This is a genomic window from Bradyrhizobium sp. Unk1, assembly GCF_059512345.1.
This window is the reverse complement of record NZ_JCAMOP010000005.1, coordinates 1-23,748: the sequence shown is the minus strand read 5'-3', so window position 1 is coordinate 23,748 and position 23,748 is coordinate 1. Positions and strand designations below refer to the sequence as shown.

The window sequence follows — 23,748 nt, the reverse complement described above, 5'->3', positions numbered from 1 at the left end:
CGGAAGGCATGTGCTCATGTGGGCCGCCGAAGCGGAACCGGCAATTGCGCGGGGCGAGCGCGCGCTGCGGCTGTCTCCGTTCGATTCCTGGTCGTTCGCGGCGTTTGGCTCGCAGGCGCTCGGACACTTTCTTTTGGAGCGACCGGATGAGGCGGCAAAGGCGGCTTACCGGGCGGTGCAGTCCAATCCAGGGCACAGCATCAACTATGTCATCCTGATCGGGCCCCTGGTCACGCTCCGCCGGTTCGACGAGGCGAAGGCAGCCGCTGCGCGCGTAATTGAATTGCAGCCCAATTTTAGGATCAGTCAGCAGTTTGGCGGTATTGACTGCGCGCCGGCGCTCGCCACGAAGCTCGGCGCGGCATTGCAGACGGCCGGATTGCCCGAGTAGTTAGCCAACCTTGCATACTCGAGCATGTCTGCAGTTGGCCCATTGCTTCAGTTGGCGTAGTGCCACGCAATGGGCGGTTAAGTGAAGAACCCGTACGCGCCGGCGCTGATGGATGATCGCGGCATCCCGGTCGTGCCGCCGGGCGGATCGAGCGCGGGCTCGGCTGTCGCGGTGGCGGCCGGCCTGTGCGCAGCCTCGATCGGCATCGAGACGTCGGGCTCGCTGCTGTATCCCGCGAGCCAAAACGGCCTCGTCACCGTGAAGCCTACCGTTGGGCTGGTCAGCCGGGCCGGGATCGCGCCGATCGCGCACAGCCAGGACACTGCAGGGCCGATGACGCGGACGGTGCGCGACGCGGCGATGCTATTGAACGTGCTGGCGGCCAAAGACCCGCTCGACCCGGCGACGGAGCGGCAGCGGCGGTCGGTGACTACACCTATGGCGGCGGGCTGATCTACGACGCGCTCGGTTCCTACAACATGGCCTGGCGCATCGGCGTGGCGGTGGGGCTCGCCGCCGGCATCGTCGAGATCGCGTTTGCGCTGATCAAGCCGACCGCGCCGCCCTTGATGCGAACCGCATAGGCATCGTCAGCCACTGCTCATTCGTTGGGCGATGGGCTGCTGCGTGAAGCAGCGCGTGGCGCGGTTGCCGCAAAGCAGCAAACTGGAATCGAAGCGCATTCAGTAGCTTGAATGAATCGTGTCGATGGTGCGAATCTTGCACGTCCTTTGACCAAGAATTGGAACCGTCTCTGACGCTTTCCGATCTGGCGACAAGGGAAAGGCCGATAAGCCATGAGGCTGGTCGGTGCCAGTCTCCAGCCATCGACGCTCGACGACCTCATCGCGCCGAGCTGCGCTCATTGTGTCCCGAAAATCCGAGCTGATCTCGCTGGCGTCGTCGCGCCGGCGCGCATGATCATCTCTGCGGTTCCACTCAAACAGGGCCCAGAAGACATCTCTTGCGACTTGGGAGGACGATGATGGAATCAAAAACATCCACCCGCCAAAGGCTCGTGACATTGGTGGTCGCGTTGCTGGGAATTGCACTGCTCTACCTCGCCCTCGGCGACGTTGCGCTCGCGGAGGATGCGGGCCCGCCAGCCTGCGGCGGCAAGATCCTCGAGAAGTGCACGCCCAATCCCGGCGACACCGCCTGGATGCTCACCTCCGTTGCGCTGGTGCTGATGATGACGGTCCCGGGGCTCGGGCTGTTCTATGGCGGTATGGTGCGCAAGAAGAACGTGGGCGACACCGTGATGACGAGTTTTGCGGTGACTTGCCTAGTTACGATTCTGTTCGCGATCCTGACCTATAGCCTGGCCTTCCGCGCCGGCACGCCGTTCATCGGCGGGCTGGACCGCATGTTCCTGAAGGACATCCTCAGCGACATCGGCAAGGGCGGGATCGGCAACCCCAATCCGCTCGCGGCGACGATCCCCGAAAGCGTCTACATCTGCTTCCAGATGACGTTCGCGATCATCACGCCCGCGCTGATTGCAGGGGCCTTCGCCGAGCGGATGAAGTTCTCCGCGATGCTCTGGTTCATCGGCCTGTGGGCGATCTTCGTCTACGCGCCGGTCGCGCATTGGGTGTGGGGCCCTGACGGCATCTTCGCCTCCGGCAACGACGCCGCCTGGGTCAAGGTGCTCGACTTCGCCGGCGGGACTGTCGTGCATATCAATGCCGGCGTGGCAGGCCTGATGTGCGCCATCATGCTCGGCAAGCGCAAGGAGGCGGGACCGGCCCACAACATGGTGCTGACCTTCATCGGCGCCTCGCTGCTGTGGGTCGGCTGGTTCGGCTTCAACGCGGGCTCCGCGGTGACGGCAGGCATGCAGGCCGGCATGGCGATGCTGGTGACGCAGATCGCGACCGCGGTCGCCGGCTTCACCTGGATGCTGGTCGAGTGGTCGCTCAAGGGCAAGCCGACGGTCGTCGGCATCTGCTCGGGCGCGGTGGCAGGCCTCGTCGCCATCACGCCCGCGTCGGGTTTCGTCGGCCCGATCGGCGCCTTCGTGATCGGCATCGCGGCCGGCGTCCTCTGCTACTGGGGATGCACCGGGCTCAAGAACATGTTCAGCTATGACGACGCGCTCGATTGCTTCGGCGTCCACGCCGTCGGCGGCATCGTCGGCGCATTGCTCACCGGCGTCTTCGCCGTCGAGCAATATGGCGGCACCGCGGGGGCTCTGGAGGGAAACCCGGGCCAGTTCATCAACCAGTGCATCGGCGTCGCCACGGTCTTTGTCTACGATGCCGTCGTCAGCCTGATCATCCTGTACGTGATCAAGCTGTTTATCGGTTTGCGGGTGTCGGAGGATATGGAGCGCGACGGTCTCGACCTCGCACTGCATGGCGAGGTCGTGCACTAGATCGCCGACGGCAATGTTGAACGAATCCGGCCATCCGCGTTCCCCGCGGATGCGCCGGCACGGGAGAAGGCACGATGACCGAGATTTTTGCGCAAGGTGACCTGCTGATCGAGCGGGTACCCGATGTAGCGCCATCGGGAACGCTCGCCGAAATCGCCGAAGGTGCGCCTCTGGTCCTGCTGGAGGGCGAGGCCACGGGACATTGTCATGCGATCCGCGAGCGCGTGACGCTGTTTCACGACGACGATCTGGCGCGCGACATTCCGGCCGGGCTCTATCTCGGGCATCTCCAGATCGCCTCGGCCTATGCGCGGGTGACGCATCAGGAGCATGCGCCGCTGACGCTGCCGCGAGGGACCTATCGGGTGCGCCGCCAGCGTGAACTGGGGCCTCGGGATGCGCGCGTCCTCGCCGACTGAGCAGGCGCTGTCTGCGGGGCAGATGGCGGCGTTGGGCGATTACCGCGCGCGGTGGATAGCCATCCGACGCTCGACGGCGCCTGCCGATCGCGACACCGCGGAGCAGGGCGTGCGTCTTGCCTATGAGGCCGCAGGACTGGAGCCGCCGGCCCGCATCGTATGGTGCGACAGCCCGCTGGCGCTGTCCGGGCTTGCCGGCCGGATGTCGCAGGGCGACGGCGGCAATGTGCGCTTTCGTCTCCTCGATCGCCTGCGCCGGCGCATAGCTTCGCAGGTTGAAGCGCGGGTTCACCGGAAGGTGCTTGCCGCGGTCGACAGCGCAGTCAATCACGCCGACCTGCTGGTCGCCGCTGCAGCCGACGCGGTGATACGCAGCGTGCCGGAGCAAAATCTGCCCATGCTGGGCCAGCTGCGCCGAACCGGCCTGTCGTTCTCCGGCGTGTTACAGGCGCTCGCTGCTCCGCGGGGCTTTTCGACCTGCGCAGCGGGGCCGCACGATCTTTCGTGGCTTGGCGCTTATGACTATCTCCGCGAGGTCCTTGGTCTGCACGCAGAGACGGAGCCGCTGCGCGGCCTGATGCAGCTCGCGACGAGCGTGGGCTGGCTACAGCCGCACGAGCACACCTGCTGGCTCGCGGAGCGACCGAACCTCATGTGCGGTGACGCGCGCGACCGGCTGCATCACGCCAGCGGTCCGGCACTGCGTTATCCCGACGGCTGGTCGATCTGGGCCTGGCGCGGGGTGGAGGTGCCCCGCTGGATCATCGAACATCGGGACCGGATCACGCTCGCTGCGATCGACGAGCAAGTCGACGTCCAGGTCCGCCGCTGCATGATCGAGATCATGACGCCGGAACGTTACGTCGCGCTCGGCGGCGCTACCTGTGTGGCCGAGGACGAGACCGGAATCCTGTGGCGCCGCAACTGGCTCGCCGCGGACGCCTGGGCGGCCGTGGAGGTCGTCAACGCCACGCCCGAGCCGGACGGCACGCGCAGGCATTTCTTCCTCCAGGTGCCGGCCAATCTGCGCACGGCGCGCGAAGCGGTCGCATGGACCTACGGCATGAGGGCAGAGGCCTACGCACACCTCGTGCTGAGGACGTGATGCATGCGTGGTCGCTAGCTGCGGTAGTAGCGCCACATCCGCAGGAAGGTGCGATGGATCATGTCCGGCGGCTGATCGAACGGCTCGACATTGATCCGCACCATGTTGGTGTGGCTCATCCGCCAGGGCAGGCGCATCAACCAGCGCCAGAACGGCTGCTTGCGCCAGTCGGCCACCAGCGCGCTGGTGAGCGGTGCGTTCAGCACGATCTGGAGTTCATGCACCGTCATGGCGCGCTCGGCGATCTCGACAAGATCGATGCGCTCGATGGCGCGCCACCGAATCAGGCCGAAGGCCTGGATGAAGATGCCGTATTGGTTCGCGCCGATCGTGGGCCGGCCGGTCTCGAGCAGCGGAATGTTGTAGTAGGTAAACCCGGCCGCGAGCGCCGCGAGCGCAAGCCAGTAGAGCGCGCCGGTGAGAAGCGCGGCCGTGCAGAAGATCGCGGCCAGCGCCGCCGTGACGTAGACCGGGAAATAAGTATCGTCGCGGCCATAAGCGACCGAATAGCCACCGACATGTCCCTCGTCCAAGGCTGCGATCATGGACGTGGAGGCTACGACCATCGGCCGCAAATAAAAACGGGGTCGCGAGGGCCCCGTCAGTGCTGCAGGTGGCCTAGGGGGTTGTCCTTATGTGCGGCCGCTTGGGAGTCTAGAGCGGACGTCGCGCTGCCTGGTCGTGATGGGCCGCTTCTGACCCATTGCGGACCTACGGGTCTCGGTCGCAACCGTCCGCTTCCGGAGAGCGGACTCGCCAACCTGTCGAGGGGCAGGCATGAGCGGGGAGTTACCGCGCGTCCGCCGTGAACGTCACGAAAGTCGCTCATGCGTCAATTTATGCTGCTATGCTGCGATGCTCATGACAGGAGGAGCCGCTGATGATGAACCGCAAGCTCGTTGCTGTGCTGGTCGCATTTGGCCTGACCTTGCCCGCCGTCACCCGCGCGCAGGACGCGCCGGTCGAGGAGCAGATCGTCAACCAAATGAACAAGGTGTTCGGTGTCCACGCCGGATTCCGCGCCAATCACGCAAAGGGCGTCGTGGCCGAGGGGAAGTTCAAGGCCTCTCCAGAAGCCGCCGGCTTGAGCAAGGCGGTGCTGTTCGGTGGCACTGAGGTTCCGGCGACGGTGCGGTTCTCGGACTCCACGGGAGTGCCGAATCTGCCCGACGGCTCCGACGACGCTAATCCGCATGGGATGGCGGTGAAGTTTCACCTGCCCGACGGCAGCGACATGGACATCGTTATAAATTCGCTGAAATTCTTTCCCGTCTCGACCAGCGAGGAGTTTCGCGACCTGCTCGTCGCGATCGCGCAGAGCCCGCCGGACGCGGCCAAGCCGACGAAGTTCGAGCAGTTCGTGGCAAGCCACTCCACCATCCCGGCTGCCTTCGCCACGGTCGCTACGCCGGACAGTTTTGCCAACGAGGCCTATTTCGGCATCAATGCGTTCGTGTTCGTCAACAAGGCGGGTGAGCGACAGGCCGTCCGTTACCAGATGATCCCCGAGAAGGTCGTGCACCTGGACAAGGCGGAGGCCGCGAAGAAGACGCCGGACTTCCTGATGGAGGAGCTGCCCGCACGATTGAAGCAGGGGCCGGTGACCTTCCGCTTCAAGGCGCAACTCGCTGCCGCCGGTGACTCCACCAAGGATCCATCAAAGCCCTGGCCTGATGATCGCAAGCTGGTCGAGCTTGGCGTGCTGACGATCGACAAGGTTGTGACGAATAGTGACGAGGCGCAGAAGAAGCTCCTGTTCCTGCCGGGCCAACTCACCGACGGGATCGAGCAGTCCGACGATCCGATGATCGATGTCCGCAACGGCGCCTATGCCATCTCGTTCTCGCGGCGCAATCCCTGACGGTCACGGTTAGTCACCAGGTTATCTCAGAATCCTAAGTTGGTTTGGCCGCGAACACTGAAAACGGCAGGGATTTGGGGGAGGGAATTTGACGGAGTCGGACCTTCGCTACCAAAAATTCTCACGTACCGGCGTGACAGCAGATGCCGACTGATCTGGCCGACAGCAGGTTGCCATTGCTGATTTGCTGCAGCGTGCTGCTTACTGTGGAGGCGGGCACCAAGCGGGAGCCCAGAGGTCCGCTTGCGATCTGAAACCAGACCTGGCGCCGCGGGTTAGCACCGGACCGCTTTTGAGCCGTAGCAGCCGGCGACATGGTCATCGAAGCCTTGCGCCAGATGCGCGACAACCGGGTTCGGTCGGTGCTGGTCATCGACGATGACGTGCTGGTCGGTATCGTGACCCAGGGTGACTGCGCCATCAAAGTGCTGCTGCCCGGGCTCGATGCGAAGCAGACGCCGGTGGGCCAAGTGATGACGGGCAACCCCGTGACGGTCAAGCCGGACGATCAGCTAGAGGGCTGCATGGCAATGATGGCTCAGCGCACTTTTCGCCATCTGCCAGTGCTGCACGCGGGCAAGGTCGTGGGCGTGATCTCGATCGGAGACGTAGTCAAGAACATCATCCGGGATTTGGAGCACAACGTGGATGACCTGATGGGCTACATCATGAAGGACGGCCCCGGGGGCTAACAAACGAACCGCGCGGTGCCGTCGCCCCCGCGCATGTCTGCTTGTGGCCCATCAGCGAAGTGGCGACACCCCTCACTGAGGTCAGCTTAGTGGGGCGTAGCGGACGAGATTTGCTCACGCTGAGTTCTTCGCCCTTTAACCCATACCGGAAGTCGGGCTCCACTGCATCAGATGAGATACCACGGCTCAAAACCCGCCCAACCATTGGCTTACATTTTTTATACCAGCGGCTTATTCTTTGGGTGTGCGAAGATGCCTTTCTGCGATGGGAGGCTACGTGAGGGGCTGGCAACTTGCGCTATCGCTTCGAGGAGTTCGCATTTGACACCGACCGGCGCGAACTGCATCGCGGGGCAGAGGTCGTTTCCATTACACCACAGGTGTTCGATCTGCTCGAATACCTAATCCGAAACAGGGAGCGCGTCGTCAGCAAGGACGATCTCATCTATGCCGTTTGGAATGGGCGCAGCGTTTCGGATGCAGCACTGTCTACCCGGCTGAATGCCGCTCGTAGCGCAGTCGGCGACACGGGCGAGAAGCAGTGCTTAATCAAAACATTGCCGAGGAAAGGCTTCCGCTTCGTCGGTGCGGTGCGTGAAGAGGATGGACCTTCTAGCGCCGCCGTCGCCTCGGAAAGTCATGTGGAGTTGTCAAAGCCCGCACTGGCGCTGCCCGACAAGCCCTCGATTGCGGTATTGCCGTTCCAGAACATGAGCGGCGACCCCGAGCAGGAGTATTTCGCGGACGGGATGGTTGAGGAAATCATCACGGCGCTCTCGCGGTTCAAGTGGTTGTTCGTGATCGCTCGCAATTCGAGCTTTACGTTCGAAGGTAAGGCCGTCGATGTAAAGCGGGTCGGACGCGAGCTTGGGGTGCGCTACGTTCTTGAAGGGTCAGTGCGCAAGGCAGCGGGGAAGGTTCGCATCGCAGGCCAGTTGATTGATGCGGTGACGGGTGCGCACATTTGGGCGGACAGGTTCGAGCGTGACCTGACGGATGTTTTTGCACTTCAGGACGAAGTGACGGTCGCCGTTGTCTCAGCTATTCAGCCAAAGTTGCTTCAAACGGAAATTGAGATAGCGACGCGGCGGCGACCGGAGAACCTCACCGCATATGATTGTTATCTCCGAGCCCTGCAACAGTATTACCTACCGACCCGCGAAGGGGTGGCTGAGGCGATAAGGCTGGCTCATCGCGCCCTGGAGTTGGACCCTGGGTTTGGCCTTGCCGCGGCTCTGGAAGGTGCCGGCCACGGGCACAACGTCCTTCTCGGCTACGCCATCGATCCTCAACGCGACCGCAACGAAGCAGTTCGGCTTCTTCGCTTGGCATTGAGCCTCGACGATAACGATCCAGAAACGTTAGCATGGGCTTGCCTAATCTCGGCGTACCACGTCGGCGACTGTGAAAGCGCGATCGAAATGGCTGACCGGGCGGTCGCGCTCAACTCCAATTCATATTGGGCATGGAACTGCAGAGGCAATGTCTATAGAATTGCGGGGCTGTCGGAGGAAGCGATCCGGAGCTTTGAACACGCCCTTCGCGTGAGCCCGGTAGACCCGCGCCTACACCGAGCGCTTTCTGGGATGGGCGTCGCCTTTATCGAGCTTTGTCGCTTTGACGAGGCAATCGCCGCAGGGAAGAAAGCCCAACGTCAGAGCCCCTCCTATTCGCCAGCTTACCGCTGTCTCGCATCCGCCTTCGCCCATCTCGGACGCGACGTTGAGGCCCGTGAGGCGGCGGCGCGTCTGCTTGAGATCGATCCTGCATTTACAATATCTTCGTGGATCGCTCGGGGCGGACAATCAAACGCGAAGCTGATGACTGAGGGCCTTCGGAAAGCGGGGTTGCCCGAATGAACCCGGTGTGCCGCCTCGTTCCCTGTGGCGGACACGCGGCCCTGTGAACCTCGGCGGCAGCTTGTGGCCCTTAGCGGACTTGATTGACGCTATGGCGGACTTCCGCTTTGCCGGAGATGGCCGACATTATCGCCAAAGTAGAGACTGCTTCCGTCAGTCCCTCTCCGTCGGCCGGGGAGGCGAGGATCGTGGGTGCACTGTCGCATCCACTGTTCAGCAGGCGAGCTGCCGGACACCCTTACGACTGTGCACGAACGAAAAGTGGACGTTTCTGGTGCGGCCGTCGCGGTGCGGGCAACGAAGATCAAGCAAGATACTGATATTCTTGGTGGGCCCGGCAGGACTCGAACCTGCAACCAGACCGTTATGAGTGGTCGGGCTACTGGCTCGCCAATGCGTCAACCGCGGCCGCGTCGCCATCATGGCGGCGTAGGCAAAATGCTTGGCGCGAAAATCCTTCACCTGGTCGAAGGCGTGTTGCTCATCGGCCGAGAGACCGGAGGGGGCCTCACCACTCTGCAGCGCCTTGGTGATCTCCGGCGGAATCGTGCCGCGGAAGTTGGTGTGGATGCCCAGCAGTTCCGGCGGCGCCTGTTCAGCCATCGCATTGGAAATGAGGGCACCGATGTCGCCGCCTTGCGCGGCAAGGCGCGCGTAGCCAAGGCGTTTCATCAGCTCGATCCATGCGCGCGCGACGCGGGCAGGGCCCCGGCCGCTGGTGGCCGGTTTGCCCGAAAACCCGTAGCCGGGAACCGACGGGATCACGACATGGAAAGCGTCCGATGCGCTCGCGCCGTACGCTGTGGGATTGGTGAGGGGATCGATGATCTTCAACTGCTCGATGATCGAACCGGGCCATCCATGCGTGACGATGAGCGGCAGCGCATTTTCGTATTTCGAACGAACGTGAATGAAATAAATGTCCAGCCCATCGATCTCGGTGATGAACTGCGGCAGAGCGTTCAGCTTTGCCTCGATCTTCCGCCAGTCGTAGTCCGTCGCCCAATAGCGAGCGAGGTCCTGAAGGGTCGCAAGCTGCACGCCCTGCGATTCATCGGTCACGGTTTCTCGCTCCGGCCACCTCGCCTGCGCAGATCGAGAAGCGCCTCTTCTGGAACGTTGATCCGGAAGGGGCGGATTTCGTTACCTGTATCCGCCGGCGCCGGGTGCGCGGGAAAAAGACCCGCGGCAGCCGCCGCGGCAATTCCCATCGTGGCGGAGCGCAAGAGCCGGCGCCGGTCCGAGTTGATGGCTTCCGAAACTGCTTGCACACGCATTGGGAAACTCCCTCACTCGTTGAATGGGTGACGTCGTGGCCTCGGCTCAGGCCGGCTACCTTTCGCTGGCGCCACGCGACCTCGAGAAGAGGCGGCTCTTGGGCGCAAAGCGGACCGGACCGTCCGCGTGGACGTCATGCTGAGTTCGCGCGGAATCACCTCGTATTGGATGTTTTCAGAGGCTAGGTATTTCTGGAGCGTGGGAGCAATGGGCCATGACATCACCTCCGGTGCAAAAATGCAAACCATCCACCGTGAAGGCCTTCCCTGCGGACTCTCGCCAATGGGCGGCAGCCTGATTATAGACCCGAGATCGTCGGGATACGAGCTGTCGGCGGTAGAGTAGGCGAGCGCCGCAAAGGCGCTTCTAGCGCCGGCTGCATCAACCGACCTCGCCACTTTGCGCTGTTCCGCGATCCTGGCGACCCAGGTTCGAGCACCCGTGCCCCCGCCTTGAGGCGCTATTCCGACCGCGAAATCGAGCGGCGGGCGTCCCTCATTTCCGCTATGATCAAGCCATGACGATCGGGATCACCGGACCCGAACGGAAGGTACCAAGGCAGAGTGCCGTGGTCGGGCTCACTGTTGCGGCCGCTGTCATTGGGGTTTGCCTGATCCTGCTCTGGCTCGCGAGCGACCTCCTCGTCGACTGGCTGTGGTTTTCCTCGATCAGTTATCCGCAGGTTTTTTGGACGACAATCGGTGCGAAAACCGTCATCTTTCTTGCGGTTTGGACCGGAACCGCCATCATCCTTTGGGTGAACGGATGGTTCGCACTGCGCTTTGCCCGACGGCGGTCGACACAGCTTGTCACCGCTTCGGTGTGGAACTTCGCGGGCAACGCGCCGCCAGATTTACTTGCGCTTTTACGCGATCGACTGCCGTGGTCCCGGTTGATCGTAGGTGGGGCAGCTTTGCTCGCTCTGCTCGTCGCCGCCGCAGAAGTCGGCAACTGGGGTGTCTTCCTGCGGTTTGTCTATCAGGTGCCATATGGTGCAGACGATCCGCTCTACAACAAGGACATCGGCTTCTATCTCTTCTCGCTGCCCGCCTATATCCTCATCAAAAACGGGATGATGCTCGCGCTCGTTCTGAGCGCGCTTTTCGCCGCGGCGATCTACTGGGTGCACGGCGATATCGAATACGACCTTCATCGCCGATCAATGTCGTCGATGGCGATTGCCCACGGCTCGGTGCTGCTCGGTCTTTTCTTTGCGGTGAAGGCCTGGTCCTATGGTCTTGATCGCTATCTGCTGCTCTACGGCGACAACGGTGTAGTCGTCGGCGCAAGCTACACCGATGTCCACGTGAGGCTACCGGCCTTGTGGTTGATGATCGGACTTTCGGTCATCGCGGCGTTCGCCACGTGGGCAAATTTGCGGGTGCGCACCTACCGGCTTCCTGCCGCCGCGTTCCTGCTTGTCGTGATCGGGTCTTTCGTGCTGTCCAGCGTGATTCCCGTGCTGTTCCGGGAGTTCTTCGTCAAACCAAGCGAATTGGAGCTGGAAAGGCCCTACATCGAACGCAACATTGCGCTCACCCGGCAGGCATACAATCTCGATCAGATCGCAGCCAAGCCGTTTGCGGCGGAACAGAAGCTTAGCTTCAAGACGCTCGACGCCAACAAGGCGACAATCGACAATATCAGGCTGTGGGACTGGCTGCCCTTGTCGGACACCTACGCGCAGCTGCAAGAGATCCGCACTTACTACAAATTCCATGATCTTGATGTTGATCGCTACTGGCTCGATGGCTCCTACCAAAGCGTAATGCTCTCGGCTCGCGAATTGCAGCCCTCCCTGCTGCCGCCGAATGCCCAGACATGGGTCAACCGCCACGTGCTGTTTACTCACGGCAATGGCGCGGTGATGAGCCCGGTCACGCGCAAAAGCACCGAGGGGCTACCGCTGCTCTATTTGCGGGATATCCCTCCGGTTGCGGATGGAGGCCCCAAAATCCACGAGCCGCGCCTCTACTACGGCGAACGGAGCGACAACTACGTCATCGTCAAGGGGAGCACGCCGGAGTTCGACTATCCGAAGGGAAAGGACAATGTCTACGCGGCTTATGACGGTACGGGCGGCGTTCCGATAGGAGCGATGGTGTGGAGAGGCCTGTTCGCTTACTACTTCAACGACCCGAACCTACTGCTCTCAAGCTACATCACGACCGACAGCCGTATCATGATCCGGCGCAATATCGGGGAAAGAGTACGAACGATCGCCCCGTTCCTCAGGCTCGATCACGATCCTTATCTGGTCATCAGCAATGGGCGGATGTTCTGGATGCAGGACGCCTACACGGTGAGTTCCTACTTCCCCTCCGCGCAGCCGGCGCAAGACGAGGATATCAACTACATTCGCAATTCAGTGAAGGTCATCGTGGATGCCTATAACGGGACCGTCGACTTTTACCTGATGGACACCGGCGATCCGATTGCAGCGACCTATAGGCGCATCTTTCCGAGCCTGTTCAAGCCATTCTCGGCCATGCCTGCGGATATGCAGAGGCACATTCGCTATCCGGAGGACCTGTTCCTGATTCAGGCGCAGCTCTATCAGAGCTATCACATGGAGGCGGCTGACGTTTTCTATAACCGCGAGGATCTCTGGCAGTTCCCGCGCCAGCCGGGCGGCGGCGGCATTGCGACGATGGCCCCATATTACATCATCATGCGACTGCCCGGCGAGCCCCAGGCCGAGTTTTTCCTCATGCTTCCCATGGTGCCAAGCCGCCGCGACAATATGATCGCGTGGCTCGCCGCGCGTTGCGACGCGCCCGACTACGGCAAGCTGATTGTCTACGAGTTTCCAAAGGAGAAGCTCGTCTACGGGCCGTTCCAGATCGAAGCGCGGATCAATCAGAGCACCGATATATCGCAGCAGATCACGCTGTGGAATCAGATGGGCTCGCGGGTGATACGCGGTGCGAACCTGCTTGTGATCCCGATCGAAAACTCGATCCTCTATGTAACGCCGCTCTATTTGCGAGCGGAGCACGGACACCTGCCGGAGCTGAAACGCGTGATCGCAGCCTATGGTGAACATGTGGTGATGAAGGAGACGCTCGACGAGGCCTTGTCAGCACTGTTTATCGAGCCTGGCGCGGTGCGGCCGGTCTCGAGCGCGAAGGAGGAAATGCCTGTCGCACGCCCGTCGGCAAGTCAAGCACGGGAGGCGCTCGACCGCTACAATCATGCCGTTGAACGATTGAAGTCCGGCGACTGGAAAGGCTTTGGCACGCAGTTCGACGCAATGCGCGAGCTTCTGGAGGAAATGAACCGGCACGCCACGGGCCACTAGCGTCGCGGCTCCTTTGGCGCTCATTGGGAACACAGGGGCTGCATAGTTCGGGCTGAGCACGCAACGAAGAGAGGCGTTGAGCTTGATCCGATACAGGCGGTGTTTGCACTCGCGGTACGAATGCCACTGAGACGCGAGGAGGACCGCAAGCAGGTCGAGCTGGATCTCCCCTGTGGACCAACCGACAGGCCCACTGTCGCGCCTACTGCCGTGGCCACTGACTGAGTTCATCCTCAGTTACAACACGCTCGAAATTCTCGGTTTTGCTTTTGATGCGGTATCGAATGCGGCCGCCCGCCTCAATCGGGAGGCATGCAACAATAGTGTAGACGGTCCGTCCGCCATTGTCGGCGCGGCCCTGCGGTCGCTGGGCTTGATGATGAACGTCGTCGTTGATCGAGAAGATGTAGGGCATTGTGTTCCTTACAGCATTTGTGGCGCGTGCGCAGCACAGAGAAGCCCGCCGACCTGCTGATTGCAATCAAGGTTTTGCGGGCCGTGAACAGTCCCTTCGAGAAGGCCGCGGAACCCAAGGCCAGCCGCGGCGCCTCTCATCTCATTCCCGTGGCAACCCATGCCACCGGTGGTATGGTGAAGGGGTTCGACCTATTGAATGACTTGATGGCCGCGCCCCGAGGGGGCCTTTCCAAGACATCGCTGGATCGAATTTGCTCGCACGGATTGTGGGTAACGAACTCTTTCGTGGGTATTGTTGGAGACGGATAATGGCAACGGGTGTCGTGAAGTGGTTCAACGGCCAGAAGGGCTTTGGCTTTATTCAGCCGGACAATGGTGGGCCGGATGTATTTGTTCACATTAGCGCCGTAGAGCGTGCGGGCCTTCATGGACTAGCCGAAGGGCAGAAGGTCTCCTTCGAGGAGAAGACCGATCCGAGGCGCGGAAAGACGAGCGCTGAAAATCTGAAGACCCTGTAACATCGGTCGACGCTTCGGTTCCACGAATATACTGAGAAGCAGGCTACAGGGGGGATATCATCGCCGACCTGCGGCGATGCCCGCACGATTGTTCGCTAAGTTTTATCGTTCATCCGCTGGGTCGTGAACTTAGCACCAGCGGCACCGTCCCCAGCGTGCGCAGCAGCCGCCGCAACCCCCGCAGCCACCGCAACCACGCACAGCTCGGCACCCACGGCAGCCACGGCAACCACCGCAACCTCGGCGAACAACAACGGCGGCTAGCTGCACGTCGCTTCCAGCATTTTCCTTATCGAAGAGATAGAACGTGGCGAGACTGACGTCGGCCATTTCCTCTTCGCCAAGAACGAAGCGCTGATTGGGCGAGATGTTGTCAGAATGCGGGATATGAGCAGTGGGTATCGTGTGCGCGGATGCGCTCCCCGCCAGCGAGAGACCCAGTCCGGCCGTACCGAGTGCCGTGACGGCGGCGGCTTTGGTTGCGCGTACGTGCTTCGCAGCATGCTTCACCCGTGGCATGGTCGCCATCCTTTCGGAAGTTGTCGTGAAAGGGTCAGCTTGACGTAGCAAGTGTGCCTGTACGTCTAGAAATGCGACCTAGCGCATTCGGTTCCCCTTCGCGCGCGGGTCTTTTTGAGTTGCAACTGGTGGCGGACCCGACTGACTGTCTGACGATGTCCGTTAACAGGGGCAGAGCGGAAGTTGGACTTCGCGGCGGTCAATGCGGATTTTGCACCGAAGCCGACAGGTTCGAACAGCTGGCGCTTTCCGCAAGGCTCCAGCCAGCGAGGCGACTGCGCAAGTGCTGCTGCTGGAGGCGGCTGAGATCCTCGGCATCGGCGAGTTGCTACAGCGCAGGCCACGCCAGCTCTCGGGCGGCCAGCGCCAGCGCGTGGCGTTGGGCCGTGCTATCGTGCGCCACCCCCGCGAAGCGTGGAGAGGGCGCGGGAGGCGGTTTCCAAAGTCAGGACAAGACGCACGATGCGTACCGGAATTCATAAAGTCCGCTGACGTATCGCGCGTTTTGTAGTTAGCGCCTGTGCCCCAGCGGCATACTGAGCGCCATCGCTTTTTGACGAAGAGACGCTTCAGTTCTCTTCATCGCTTTTGCGATCTTCGCCACAGGCGTCCTAGCTTCGAATGAGCGCGCAATTCCTTGACGTCGGCCGCAGTGTATTCGCGACGAACGATCTTCTTTAATTTTTTAGCCATTGCCGCTCCATTTGTTGAGCGGCGCCTCTACCCCCTACGTTGGCTGAAGAACAGCCCCTTAGACCGATGTCCGCTTTTATTGCAGCCCGGCGATGTCGACCCCTCCGAAGGAGGCAGGTTGCGACAGCTGATACTTAACGACGTACGACATGGATCAAGCCGCTGTCGTCCAGCGGCGTGCATGTGATCGTGCGAAATCCATGGCAAAGCGAAACTTGTAACTTTCGTGAAGCCCAAACCAAACAGAACCGCGCCCGGAGGACCGGTCATTCATCTTCGATCACGAAAACAGAAAGGTCCCAATCAGCAGGCCCGCAGCGAAAGCGAGAAGCCCCAAAGTGCAGGCTGAAACGATACGGACGAGGATGCGAACTTGCTCCTCGTACTCCTCTTCCGCGGTCTTGTGGGACTGAGCCGTCATTGCAACTGCCCTGCCAGCGCCCAGATTGGGCAAATGTAAACTCGAAATCATGGTCAACGCGAGGCATCTTAGCCCCGCCGTGATGCCCTGTTCGATTTGGCGCGCATCTCTTCAACGGGAGGATCATCGAAGTCTCCCTTGAGGTCCGTTCAATGGGGCTTAGCGGAGTGAATTTGCTCTCGTTGAGTTTTTCGCGTTTTGACCCTTAACCGGAACATACGGTTGAAGTTGCGCTGTTCTGGTCGAAGGCAGTTGCTACCCGTTCAACAAGCGCTCTGTTCGCTGCTATTCCCGCAGCATCACTGTATCGCTGCAAAATGGATTCACGATGAAGCGTGTCAGCCCTCCGTAGGTTTCGGGATAGCGCTCGACATACGGCAGCAAGATTCGCAGGGCATCCGCTGCCACCTGCGCCGTTTCGTGATACCGCCTGAGCGCATCCAACACATTGGAATGCGCGCCAAGGCTTTGGACTAGGTTCTATACTCAACTGACTCTGGCACAAATCAGTGGAGAGTGGTTCAAGTCCTCCGCTGGGGGCTTGATGTGCTACGAGCTGACGCATTTCGAGTGGAGCGTCATCGAGTGCTGCGACATAGACAGCCTTGCTGTGATGTCGTTCATCGTCTTTCCGCTTCCCCCGCGACGAGCGGCGGCAGCGGGCAGTCGAGCGTATCGCAAATGGCGCGGAGCAGCTCCGTTTCGCGGAGGGTGACCTGCTGGTTCGCCAGGATGCAGGTCGCGCAGGCGACGACGATCCGGCGCTTGATGGCCGGGACGGATTGATTGAGCGTTTGCAGTGCCGCGTCGAACTCGGCGAGGGAGCATTCCGCGCGGGGCGGCAAGCGTTGGGTGTAGTCGCCGCCGATGTAGCCGCGCATGCCCGTATCGAAAGCCCGGGCGGCCTGGTTGGGTTTCGGCTGGCCTTCCCAAGCCAATAGCGCCAACACCGTCGCGACCGGGTGCGCCAGTTTTTGCGGCGAGCTGTGCACTGGACGCGTCTGACGCTGCGGCAGGAACTGGGCGTCGAGATGGCGATGCAGCACACAGCGGAGGGTGTACTCGAACAGGCTCAGCCGCGGGTCGGCGATCATGAGGACCTCGACCTGCGCGCGGAAAGTCCGGTGCTGGCGGGGCGACATCTGCCGCAGGGCTGGCATGGCCAGGTCCAGAAGAGGCAGCCGGTGCGTGTCCGGCAGGGCCTGGACAGGGGCGACCAGCCGCAAGGTTTCGGCGAAGTCCTGCGGCTCAGCGCCGGCCTTCAGCTGGGTCAGCTGGAGGTCCCGCAGGTCCGGCCGCGGGTCCAGGAGAAGGGCGTAGACAAGGGCGCGAGCACTGAACGGCTCTTGGGCGGCGACCCGGAGCACGTCGGGCATGCCGTCGTGCAGCGCCTGGGCGTGGCTAATTTCTCGCGGATCGACGTGGCCGACCCGGGACGCCGCTTCGTCGGCGAACCCCAAGGCCGGTAACGGCACCTGCGGCAGCCCCGGTAACCTCGGCATTTTGGCGAACGGCGGGACGCGGCGGGGGCCTTCGGGTTCTTCCCGATCGAAGCTGACCGCCCGCACCTCCGGGAACTGGCCGTTGAACTGGGGATCGAGCCGGCGGATGCGCTTGACGAGGGGCGGGTGGGTGGCCAGCAGTCCGGCGAACCCCTCGCCGGCGAAGGCGTTGGCGAAAAACATGTGACCGGCCTCGGCGGCCTGGGGGTTGTCGATGCGCGACCCCTCGGCCAGCCCACCGATCTTCTTGAGCGCCCCGCCAATGCCGTCGGGGTTACGCGTGAACTGGACGGCGCTAGCGTCGGCCAGGTACTCGCGCTGCCGAGACACCGCCGCCATGATCAGCCGACCGAACAACGCTCCCACCAGGCCCAGCACAAACACGCCCAGGCCCAGCAGCACGAGGCCGCCACGGGAATCATTCCTTCCCGAAGAGCGGCCGCCGGACGCGAACATGAGCATGCGGCCCATGATGGACAGCGCCATGATCCCGAAGATCAGGCCGATCAGCCGGATGTTGAGCCGCATGTCGCCATTGAGAATGTGGCTGAACTCGTGGGCCACCACGCCCTGCAGCTCGTCGCGGGTCAAGTAGTCGAGGCAGCCCTGGGAGACGGCCACTACGGCATCGCCCGGCGCGTAGCCGGCCGCGAAGGCATTGATGCCGGGCTCCGCCAGAACATAGACGGGGGGCACCGGCACGCCCGCGGCCAGCGCCATCTCCTCGACGACGTTGAGCAGCCGCTTCTCGCGCGGGTCGGTGGTCGTGCCGGGCACCTCCTCACCACCCAGCATCAGGGCGACGGCTTGGCCGCCGGACGAGAGCTGGGCCACCTTGAACGCGCTGGCACCCCCGACCACAAGGCCCACCCCCGGCGCCGCGAGCAGGAGCAGCTCCGGCTGCCACCAGGACACCGGCTCGGGGCCGCTAGACATGCTGAGCGTCAGCAATAGCCCGTACACCAGGGCAATCAGAATCAGGATCGCCAAGACGAAATAGACCACCAGCTGGAGGGTCTTGCGTCGAGCCGAATCCTGCTGCTGAAAGAAATTTGTGGCCATGGTCAGAGGCGGATTTGAGAGCGTGAAACCGGAAGCATGGGACGCGCGGAGCGGTAATTGTTCCGTGTTAGAACGACACCTTGGGCGCTGCGCGCTCGGTCTCTGGGGCTTCGAGCAGCGCCGCCTCCTTGAAGCCGAACATGCCGGCCACTGTGTTGGCCGGGAAGACCTCGCGCCGGATGTTGTAGGTGGCGGCGGCGTCGTTGAACGCTTGCCGGGCGAAGGCGATCCTGTTCTCGGTCGAGCTCAGCTCCTCTTGCAGGGCGAGCATGTTCTGGTTGGCCTTGAGGTCCGGGTACGCCTCGGACAGGGCAAAGAGCCGGCCCAGGATGCTGCCCAGCTGGGCCTCGGCTTGGTTAAGCTCCCTCATGGCCGCCGGGTCGCTGGGGTTGGCGGCGACTTTTTGCTCGGCCGCCGTCGCGCTGTTGCGCGCCTTGATGACAGCATCGAGCGTCTCTCTCTCATGGGCCATGTAGCCCTTGACGGCTTCGACGAGGTTCGGAATCAGCTCGTAGCGGCGTTTGAGCTGCACGTCGATCTGGGCGAAGGCGTTCTTGAAGCGGTTCGCGGCGACCACCAGTCCGTTGTAGATGCCCATGAGCCAGAGTGCGAGCAGCAGCACGACGCCCAGGAGCACGAGCAGCGCAATTGTGACGGGACTCATGAGCCGTGACCTCCGACGAGAGGACTGTTGGTCTGGTCCATCGCACGACCGGCGCCAGACCGGCGGAACATTTGTCCGACGGAATCCGGCCGAAAACTTGGCAAAATCCCACGGGCGACTGGTTGAGGACGGTACTATCTTTGTCGTGTGCCGCCCACGAACCTGTGGTCCTTCCCGCTCCGCACGCAGCTCTTATGGAGGGCTACTTTCCAGGACGGGACGTCAGCCTCGGAAGACGCACCGAGGCGCTGCCCGAGGGCGGGCCGTTCTGATGCGCGAGTTCTCAGAGCGCGGGCGGCGCTACTTGCTACGCTTTCGGGCAGCCGGAGTGCTCATTTTTGAGTCCGGCGATGGCCGGACCTTAGCCGAACATCGCTTGAACCCTTGTCATGTCGGTTGTCAGTGGCAAACCTGACGTCAGTCCAACGTTGGCATTTGCCGCTGCTTTTGGCCAACCGAGACATCAATCCCGCTCGTGGGGGCGGTCAAAACTCTAGCGAATGATTTCTGCGGACCGGTCTCCCTGGTTCACGCGCAACATCCGGGAATTAAATACTAAAAGCCACTGGTCGAGTCGCTGATATTGGCAGGGGTGGGGGTAGTCAATTCCTCAGAGCCTCTCGCCTTGCGGACCGGCCCCACTCTCACTCAGGGCTTTTTTTCGGGGCGGCAGAACTTTTAGCGTTACCCAGCCTATCTTGTCGTGACCGCCAATCTTCCGCCAAGAAAAACGATTGTTGTATCGAATATTGGAGAGCTGTGAACGGCGATGAGCGGAGAGGTACGTGGGCAACCACGTGCACTGGCCCAACTATTTTCAGAACCTCAGAGACGCGCCGGCGCGGAAAAAACGTCGCGAAATTCGATAGGGGCGGTCCAATTTTTGCGCGGACCGCAAGCAGTTCTGGAGCTCGATGCATGAAACCGTCCGGCGGAGCGAAGCGAACATCCAGCCACCGCTCATACAGTCACCGTCGCAAGTAAATGCGCAACAATCCGACCATCGTGCAGAAATACGGCGGCGTCTGTTTAGAAACGCCGGAGAAAATCCGCGCGGTTGCGAGGAGTCTCGCCGATTTGCACAACCGTGGTCATCGCGTCGTGGCGATCGTTTCAGCGATGGGTAAGACGACCGACGAACTAATTAAGGCGGCTTATCAAGTAAGCCCGCATCCCAACCGCCGCGAACTGGATATGTTGTTAACAACCGGTGAGCGCATCAGCATGTCGTTGATGAGCATGGCTCTGTCTGATCTCGGTGCGCCAGCCATTAGTTTTACCGGAAGTCAGGCCGGTGTAATGACAGACGAATCTCATTCTTCCGCGCGCATTTTAGATGTGCGGCCTGCGCGCGTGCTCGAAGAACTCAGTCGCGGACGCATCGTGGTTTTAGCGGGCTTTCAAGGCGTGAATCCGCGAACCAAAGAAATCACCACCCTAGGCAGGGGCGGCAGCGACACCACTGCAGTCGCCATGGCTGCGGCGCTAAGGGCCGAGCGCTGTGAAATTATCAAAGAGGTCGACGGAATTTGCTCGGCCGATCCGCACATCGTGGCGAACGCAAAACCATTGCGCCGGCTGGATTTTGCATCGTTGTCCGAAATGTGTTTTTGGGGCGCCAAGGTTTTGCATTTTCGCAGCGTGGAGCTGGCACAAAGCCAAAATATCCCTTTGTTTTTACGAAAATGGGGCAATTCCGAACACAGCACGCGAGTGATGAAAGAGGTTATCGGAATGGAAAACGGAAAAGTTTTGGCCGTCAACTCGATGGCTCGTATTGAGCATGTGGAGATCGCTTCGACGAATCTCAGTCGCGGTTTTGAGATATTTGCGCAGCATCTCAAGCAAAACGGCCTGTCTTGGCCGCAAGTCCTCGCCTCGGCTTTCACCGCAGGAAAGACGCGCATCATGATGACTTGCGAGTCGGAATCGCTCGACACTCTGCTGCGCACGCTGGAAAGGAGCAAAGACTTGCGCAAAGAGCGTGAGACTTTAAGTTCGGTGAGCCTCACTTGCTTCGGCGGCGTTTCTTCAGACTTGCCATTTCAGGCGATACAAATTCTGCAATCCCACGGGATTGTCGTTGACAAATACGTTCTATCATCACATTCGATAAATCTGTTCGTTCCTGTGGAGACCCGCGAGGCTGCGGTCACGGCGTTGCATTCGCTGATCTAACAACCCCTTTGAGAGGATGCCACGAAATGCCTGGCCCCATGGGGTGGCTACTTCGCGATGGCGAACGAATCATTGCCTGCAACACAGGCTTATTAGGTCACAAGCACCGTCTAATCGGCATCGCCCGCCTTCGTAACGAAGCGCTTATTCTCAGAGACACACTGGACTACGTGGCCAAGCAGGTCGATGCGATTGTCGCTTATGATGACGCGAGCACGGATCGTACGCTGGAGATACTATGCGAACACCCGAAAGTCGCTCTGATTGTGACAAATCGATCGTGGGAAGCTGACATCGAGGCGCGCCGGATTGCTGAGGGTCGGCATCGCGGCCTCTTGTTGCAGACGGCGCGCGAGCATTTCCAGTTCGACTGGATGTTTTGCTTCGATGCGGATGAGCGCGTTACCGGGGATTTACGCGGATTCATAGAAGGAACGCATTCTAGCGAATGCGACGGCGTGCGGGTCCAACTGTTCGATGCCTACATGACTCCTGGAGATCACGCACCCTATCAGGCCGATCGCGAACTGCTGGACTTTCGTCGTTTCTTCGGTCCGGAAAGGCGAGACATTCTGATGTTGTGGCGAAACCGGTTGGAGGTCACCTTCGCAGAGCACCATGCGCGCGAGCCGGGTGGCGTTGAACGCGTGGCGACTGGCCTCTATTGCCAGCACTACGGCAAATCGTTGTCGGTCGATCATTGGGAAGAGACCTGCGACTACTACATGCGACACTTTCCGTTCGATACCTACGGACGAAAATGGCGTGAGCGCAAAGGTCGAGCAATTCACACCCAGTCTGACTTCATGCGGCCGTTGTACGAGTGGGGTGACAGGCTCTTCGCGGCTGCGGTCAAGATGTGATTGTTCGACAACCGAGCCGCCCGGTACCTATGCGGCCGCTTCGAAGTCGGCCACGGGCCCACTTCTCCCATAACATCTCATTTGCGAATCCAAACTTGGATCGCGATATTTGCGTCTTGATCCATGCGCTCTCGCCGGTGTGTCCGTTTCAGGAGAATAAGCGACCGGGCACAACGACCCCGGGCTCAAATTACTTCCTGCCTTCCAATCTCTTTACGCGAACTTCGTGTGGGCTGTCTCGGTGTCTGGTCTACGGAGTCGATCGCAAAGGATCGGTCTGTTGCGGCGCGCTGCGTGGTGGCGCGCCCGACTTTACCGCAAAGCCGCCAACGATATGACTGGTCGAGCCGTCGCAAAGTCGAAAAGCCCGAGTCACGGCTGACGTAAGATAGTTGTACTGCCAAATGTGCACGTTTCACGCGATGGGCGCGAAGCTGCTTCGCGAGGTACCGACGTTGCGATCACTCCCGTTGTGTTTTGAAGCATCGCAGGAGTGAACCACTGACGCGAGAACGTGGCGAGGTTCATGGTCGAGCTCCTCGCAACTTTGTACTTCATTTGACCAGTTCACCGCGATATATCGTCCGCTGGAGAGCATGGTGATGTTTCGAACACGGAAGAGCAAATCTCGCGCACGTGACGCGCAACTTGCAGAGCAAGGACGCGAGCGCAATAAGAGTTCCCGCATGGACATCCAGGCGTCTATCGCTGAGTTGAGAAGCGTGCCGCGGGACAAGCTCGCGGATGCGGTGTTCCTGCTCTCGATGGCGGCAAAGCAGCAAAGCAATCAGATACGACGATCGATCAATGAACGCGCGGGGGCCGAGTTCGAGTTTGAGCCGCCACTGAACGGAGACCTGGCTGACTATCTCGCGGCGGAGGCAGTCTCGGTTTTGCGCCATCATAAGGCTGATGTGCCGACGCTCATGGATATCTTGGCTCAGCGATCGCCTGACGTCGACTTCACCGTCCATCTAAGAGATGCCGCTGCAATGCTTGCCTCGACGATCCAGGAACAACGGCTCGAAGGCATTCTGGAAGGTCTCAGACTTGTCGGCCTCCTGAACGAGTCCTCAAAGGATCGTCATGCCGCTTTTGGCTCATAGACGCGAAGCGATTTAACAGAACCTTTGGCCGTAGCAGATTGCGCGAGCGTGGCCCGGGGGGGCAAATTTCGGCAATTGGGGGCCGGTCCGGCTGGACTTGCGCTCGTGCGGCCAGATGTCGAAGCGTGGGGGAAGTCTGCGGCTTTCAGGAAGAAGCTCAGCGCTCGGTGCAGACAAACGGCGCCAGCGCCTCTTCGATGAGAGAGAAGGGGGCGACTACAGTTCTGACTATCTGAGTGCCCGGGTGGAAAGCCGATGAACGTCTGGGCTTAACTAGGACGAGCAGGCTTGCTGCTCTGCTACGCGGACACGAGAAGATTGGCGAAGTGGAAACTTTTCATTTTCTGCTTGAAGTCAGGTGAGTGAGCGTCTATGCGTTTTCGAGCGTTGCCCGTCTGTCGGGCGCTCTCTTTGGCCTAGATGCCAAGGGAAGCATGCACGCTCTTGATGCTCCTCACCTTGTTGAGTGACACAACAGTCGACGTAAGTCGATTGGAGTTCATTCATCGTCGGTAAGGGTGT

Annotated in this window: 17 protein-coding genes and 4 pseudogenes; 15 read left to right on the top strand and 6 right to left on the bottom strand. The window is 61.0% G+C overall.

The window, feature by feature from the left end; all coding sequences use genetic code 11:
- Positions 1–16: 16 nt before the first annotated feature.
- From AC5ZFO_RS07640 to AC5ZFO_RS07620, 5 genes are all read left to right on the top strand, one after another.
- On the top strand, positions 17–391 hold the full coding sequence (locus tag AC5ZFO_RS07640; RefSeq protein ID WP_496121869.1) for a hypothetical protein: 375 nt from the start codon (positions 17–19) through the stop codon (positions 389–391).
- A gap of 81 nt (positions 392–472) precedes the next feature.
- Positions 473–844: an amidase family protein gene (locus tag AC5ZFO_RS07635; protein ID WP_282520858.1), complete on the top strand. Its 372-nt coding sequence runs from the start codon at positions 473–475 to the stop codon at positions 842–844.
- 529 nt (positions 845–1,373) lie between these two features.
- Entirely contained in the window at positions 1,374–2,768 is a 1,395-nt protein-coding gene (locus tag AC5ZFO_RS07630; RefSeq protein ID WP_282520859.1) for an ammonium transporter, read from the top strand.
- Between the two features lie 74 nt (positions 2,769–2,842).
- Positions 2,843–3,187 carry a DUF8820 family protein gene (locus AC5ZFO_RS07625; RefSeq protein ID WP_282520860.1) on the top strand — a complete coding sequence of 115 codons (345 nt, stop codon included), beginning with the start codon at positions 2,843–2,845 and terminating at the stop codon, positions 3,185–3,187.
- Complete coding sequence (locus AC5ZFO_RS07620; protein ID WP_496121868.1) at positions 3,165–4,292, top strand: DUF6745 domain-containing protein; 1,128 nt, start codon at positions 3,165–3,167, stop codon at positions 4,290–4,292. The genes AC5ZFO_RS07625 and AC5ZFO_RS07620 overlap by 23 nt, the downstream gene beginning before the upstream one ends.
- A gap of 14 nt (positions 4,293–4,306) precedes the next feature.
- Here AC5ZFO_RS07620 and AC5ZFO_RS07615 read toward each other — a convergent pair whose 3' ends face one another.
- On the bottom strand, positions 4,307–4,837 hold the full coding sequence (locus tag AC5ZFO_RS07615) for a hypothetical protein (RefSeq protein ID WP_135178336.1): 531 nt from the start codon (positions 4,835–4,837) through the stop codon (positions 4,307–4,309).
- 335 nt (positions 4,838–5,172) lie between these two features.
- Between AC5ZFO_RS07615 and AC5ZFO_RS07610 the strand changes: the two genes are divergently transcribed.
- From AC5ZFO_RS07610 to AC5ZFO_RS07595, 4 genes and pseudogenes are all read left to right on the top strand, one after another.
- The gene (locus AC5ZFO_RS07610; protein ID WP_282520862.1) at positions 5,173–6,153 is read left to right on the top strand and encodes a catalase family peroxidase; all 981 of its coding nucleotides are present in this window, start codon (positions 5,173–5,175) and stop codon (positions 6,151–6,153) included.
- A 311-nt stretch (positions 6,154–6,464) separates the two neighbouring features.
- Positions 6,465–6,557 (top strand): annotated as a pseudogene (locus tag AC5ZFO_RS07605) (CBS domain-containing protein); the annotation flags it as partial.
- Between the two features lie 69 nt (positions 6,558–6,626).
- A complete protein-coding gene (locus AC5ZFO_RS07600; protein WP_496121964.1) occupies positions 6,627–6,845 on the top strand; it encodes a CBS domain-containing protein in 219 nt (72 codons plus the stop codon).
- Positions 6,846–7,138: 293 nt separating this feature from the next.
- Positions 7,139–8,704, top strand: coding sequence for a winged helix-turn-helix domain-containing protein (locus AC5ZFO_RS07595; RefSeq protein ID WP_496121867.1), 1,566 nt, complete (start codon positions 7,139–7,141; stop codon positions 8,702–8,704).
- Between the two features lie 375 nt (positions 8,705–9,079).
- On the opposite strand, the pseudogene AC5ZFO_RS07590 reads toward AC5ZFO_RS07595, so the two are convergent.
- A pseudogene (locus AC5ZFO_RS07590) lies at positions 9,080–9,981 on the bottom strand (epoxide hydrolase family protein); the annotation flags it as partial.
- Positions 9,982–10,499: 518 nt separating this feature from the next.
- On the opposite strand from AC5ZFO_RS07590, the gene AC5ZFO_RS07585 reads away from it, so the two are divergent.
- Positions 10,500–13,283 (top strand): UPF0182 family membrane protein, encoded by a 2,784-nt coding sequence (locus tag AC5ZFO_RS07585; RefSeq protein ID WP_282520865.1) that lies wholly within the window; start codon positions 10,500–10,502, stop codon positions 13,281–13,283.
- A 202-nt stretch (positions 13,284–13,485) separates the two neighbouring features.
- Here AC5ZFO_RS07585 and AC5ZFO_RS07580 read toward each other — a convergent pair whose 3' ends face one another.
- Entirely contained in the window at positions 13,486–13,698 is a 213-nt protein-coding gene (locus AC5ZFO_RS07580) for a hypothetical protein (RefSeq protein ID WP_282520866.1), read from the bottom strand.
- Positions 13,699–14,008: 310 nt separating this feature from the next.
- Between AC5ZFO_RS07580 and AC5ZFO_RS07575 the strand changes: the two genes are divergently transcribed.
- Together AC5ZFO_RS07575 and AC5ZFO_RS07570 are read left to right on the top strand one after the other, a co-directional pair.
- On the top strand, positions 14,009–14,218 hold the full coding sequence (locus tag AC5ZFO_RS07575) for a cold-shock protein (protein ID WP_038945713.1): 210 nt from the start codon (positions 14,009–14,011) through the stop codon (positions 14,216–14,218).
- A 769-nt stretch (positions 14,219–14,987) separates the two neighbouring features.
- A pseudogene (locus AC5ZFO_RS07570) lies at positions 14,988–15,146 on the top strand (ATP-binding cassette domain-containing protein); the annotation flags it as partial.
- Positions 15,147–15,248: 102 nt separating this feature from the next.
- Here the strand turns inward: AC5ZFO_RS07570 and AC5ZFO_RS07565 are convergent.
- From AC5ZFO_RS07565 to AC5ZFO_RS07555, 3 genes and pseudogenes are all read right to left on the bottom strand, one after another.
- Positions 15,249–15,430: pseudogene (locus AC5ZFO_RS07565) on the bottom strand (hypothetical protein).
- A gap of 1,041 nt (positions 15,431–16,471) precedes the next feature.
- On the bottom strand, positions 16,472–18,415 hold the full coding sequence (locus AC5ZFO_RS07560; protein ID WP_282520867.1) for a M48 family metallopeptidase: 1,944 nt from the start codon (positions 18,413–18,415) through the stop codon (positions 16,472–16,474).
- 67 nt (positions 18,416–18,482) lie between these two features.
- Positions 18,483–19,079 carry a LemA family protein gene (locus tag AC5ZFO_RS07555; protein ID WP_404979766.1) on the bottom strand — a complete coding sequence of 199 codons (597 nt, stop codon included), beginning with the start codon at positions 19,077–19,079 and terminating at the stop codon, positions 18,483–18,485.
- 984 nt (positions 19,080–20,063) lie between these two features.
- Between AC5ZFO_RS07555 and AC5ZFO_RS07550 the strand changes: the two genes are divergently transcribed.
- The 3 genes from AC5ZFO_RS07550 (at position 20,064) to AC5ZFO_RS07540 (ending at position 23,226) form a co-directional block, all read left to right on the top strand.
- Positions 20,064–21,257 (top strand): aspartate kinase, encoded by a 1,194-nt coding sequence (locus tag AC5ZFO_RS07550; protein WP_282520868.1) that lies wholly within the window; start codon positions 20,064–20,066, stop codon positions 21,255–21,257.
- Positions 21,258–21,283: 26 nt separating this feature from the next.
- On the top strand, positions 21,284–22,120 hold the full coding sequence (locus AC5ZFO_RS07545; protein ID WP_282520869.1) for a glycosyltransferase: 837 nt from the start codon (positions 21,284–21,286) through the stop codon (positions 22,118–22,120).
- 686 nt (positions 22,121–22,806) lie between these two features.
- Entirely contained in the window at positions 22,807–23,226 is a 420-nt protein-coding gene (locus AC5ZFO_RS07540) for a hypothetical protein (protein WP_282520870.1), read from the top strand.
- Positions 23,227–23,748 lie beyond the last annotated feature (522 nt).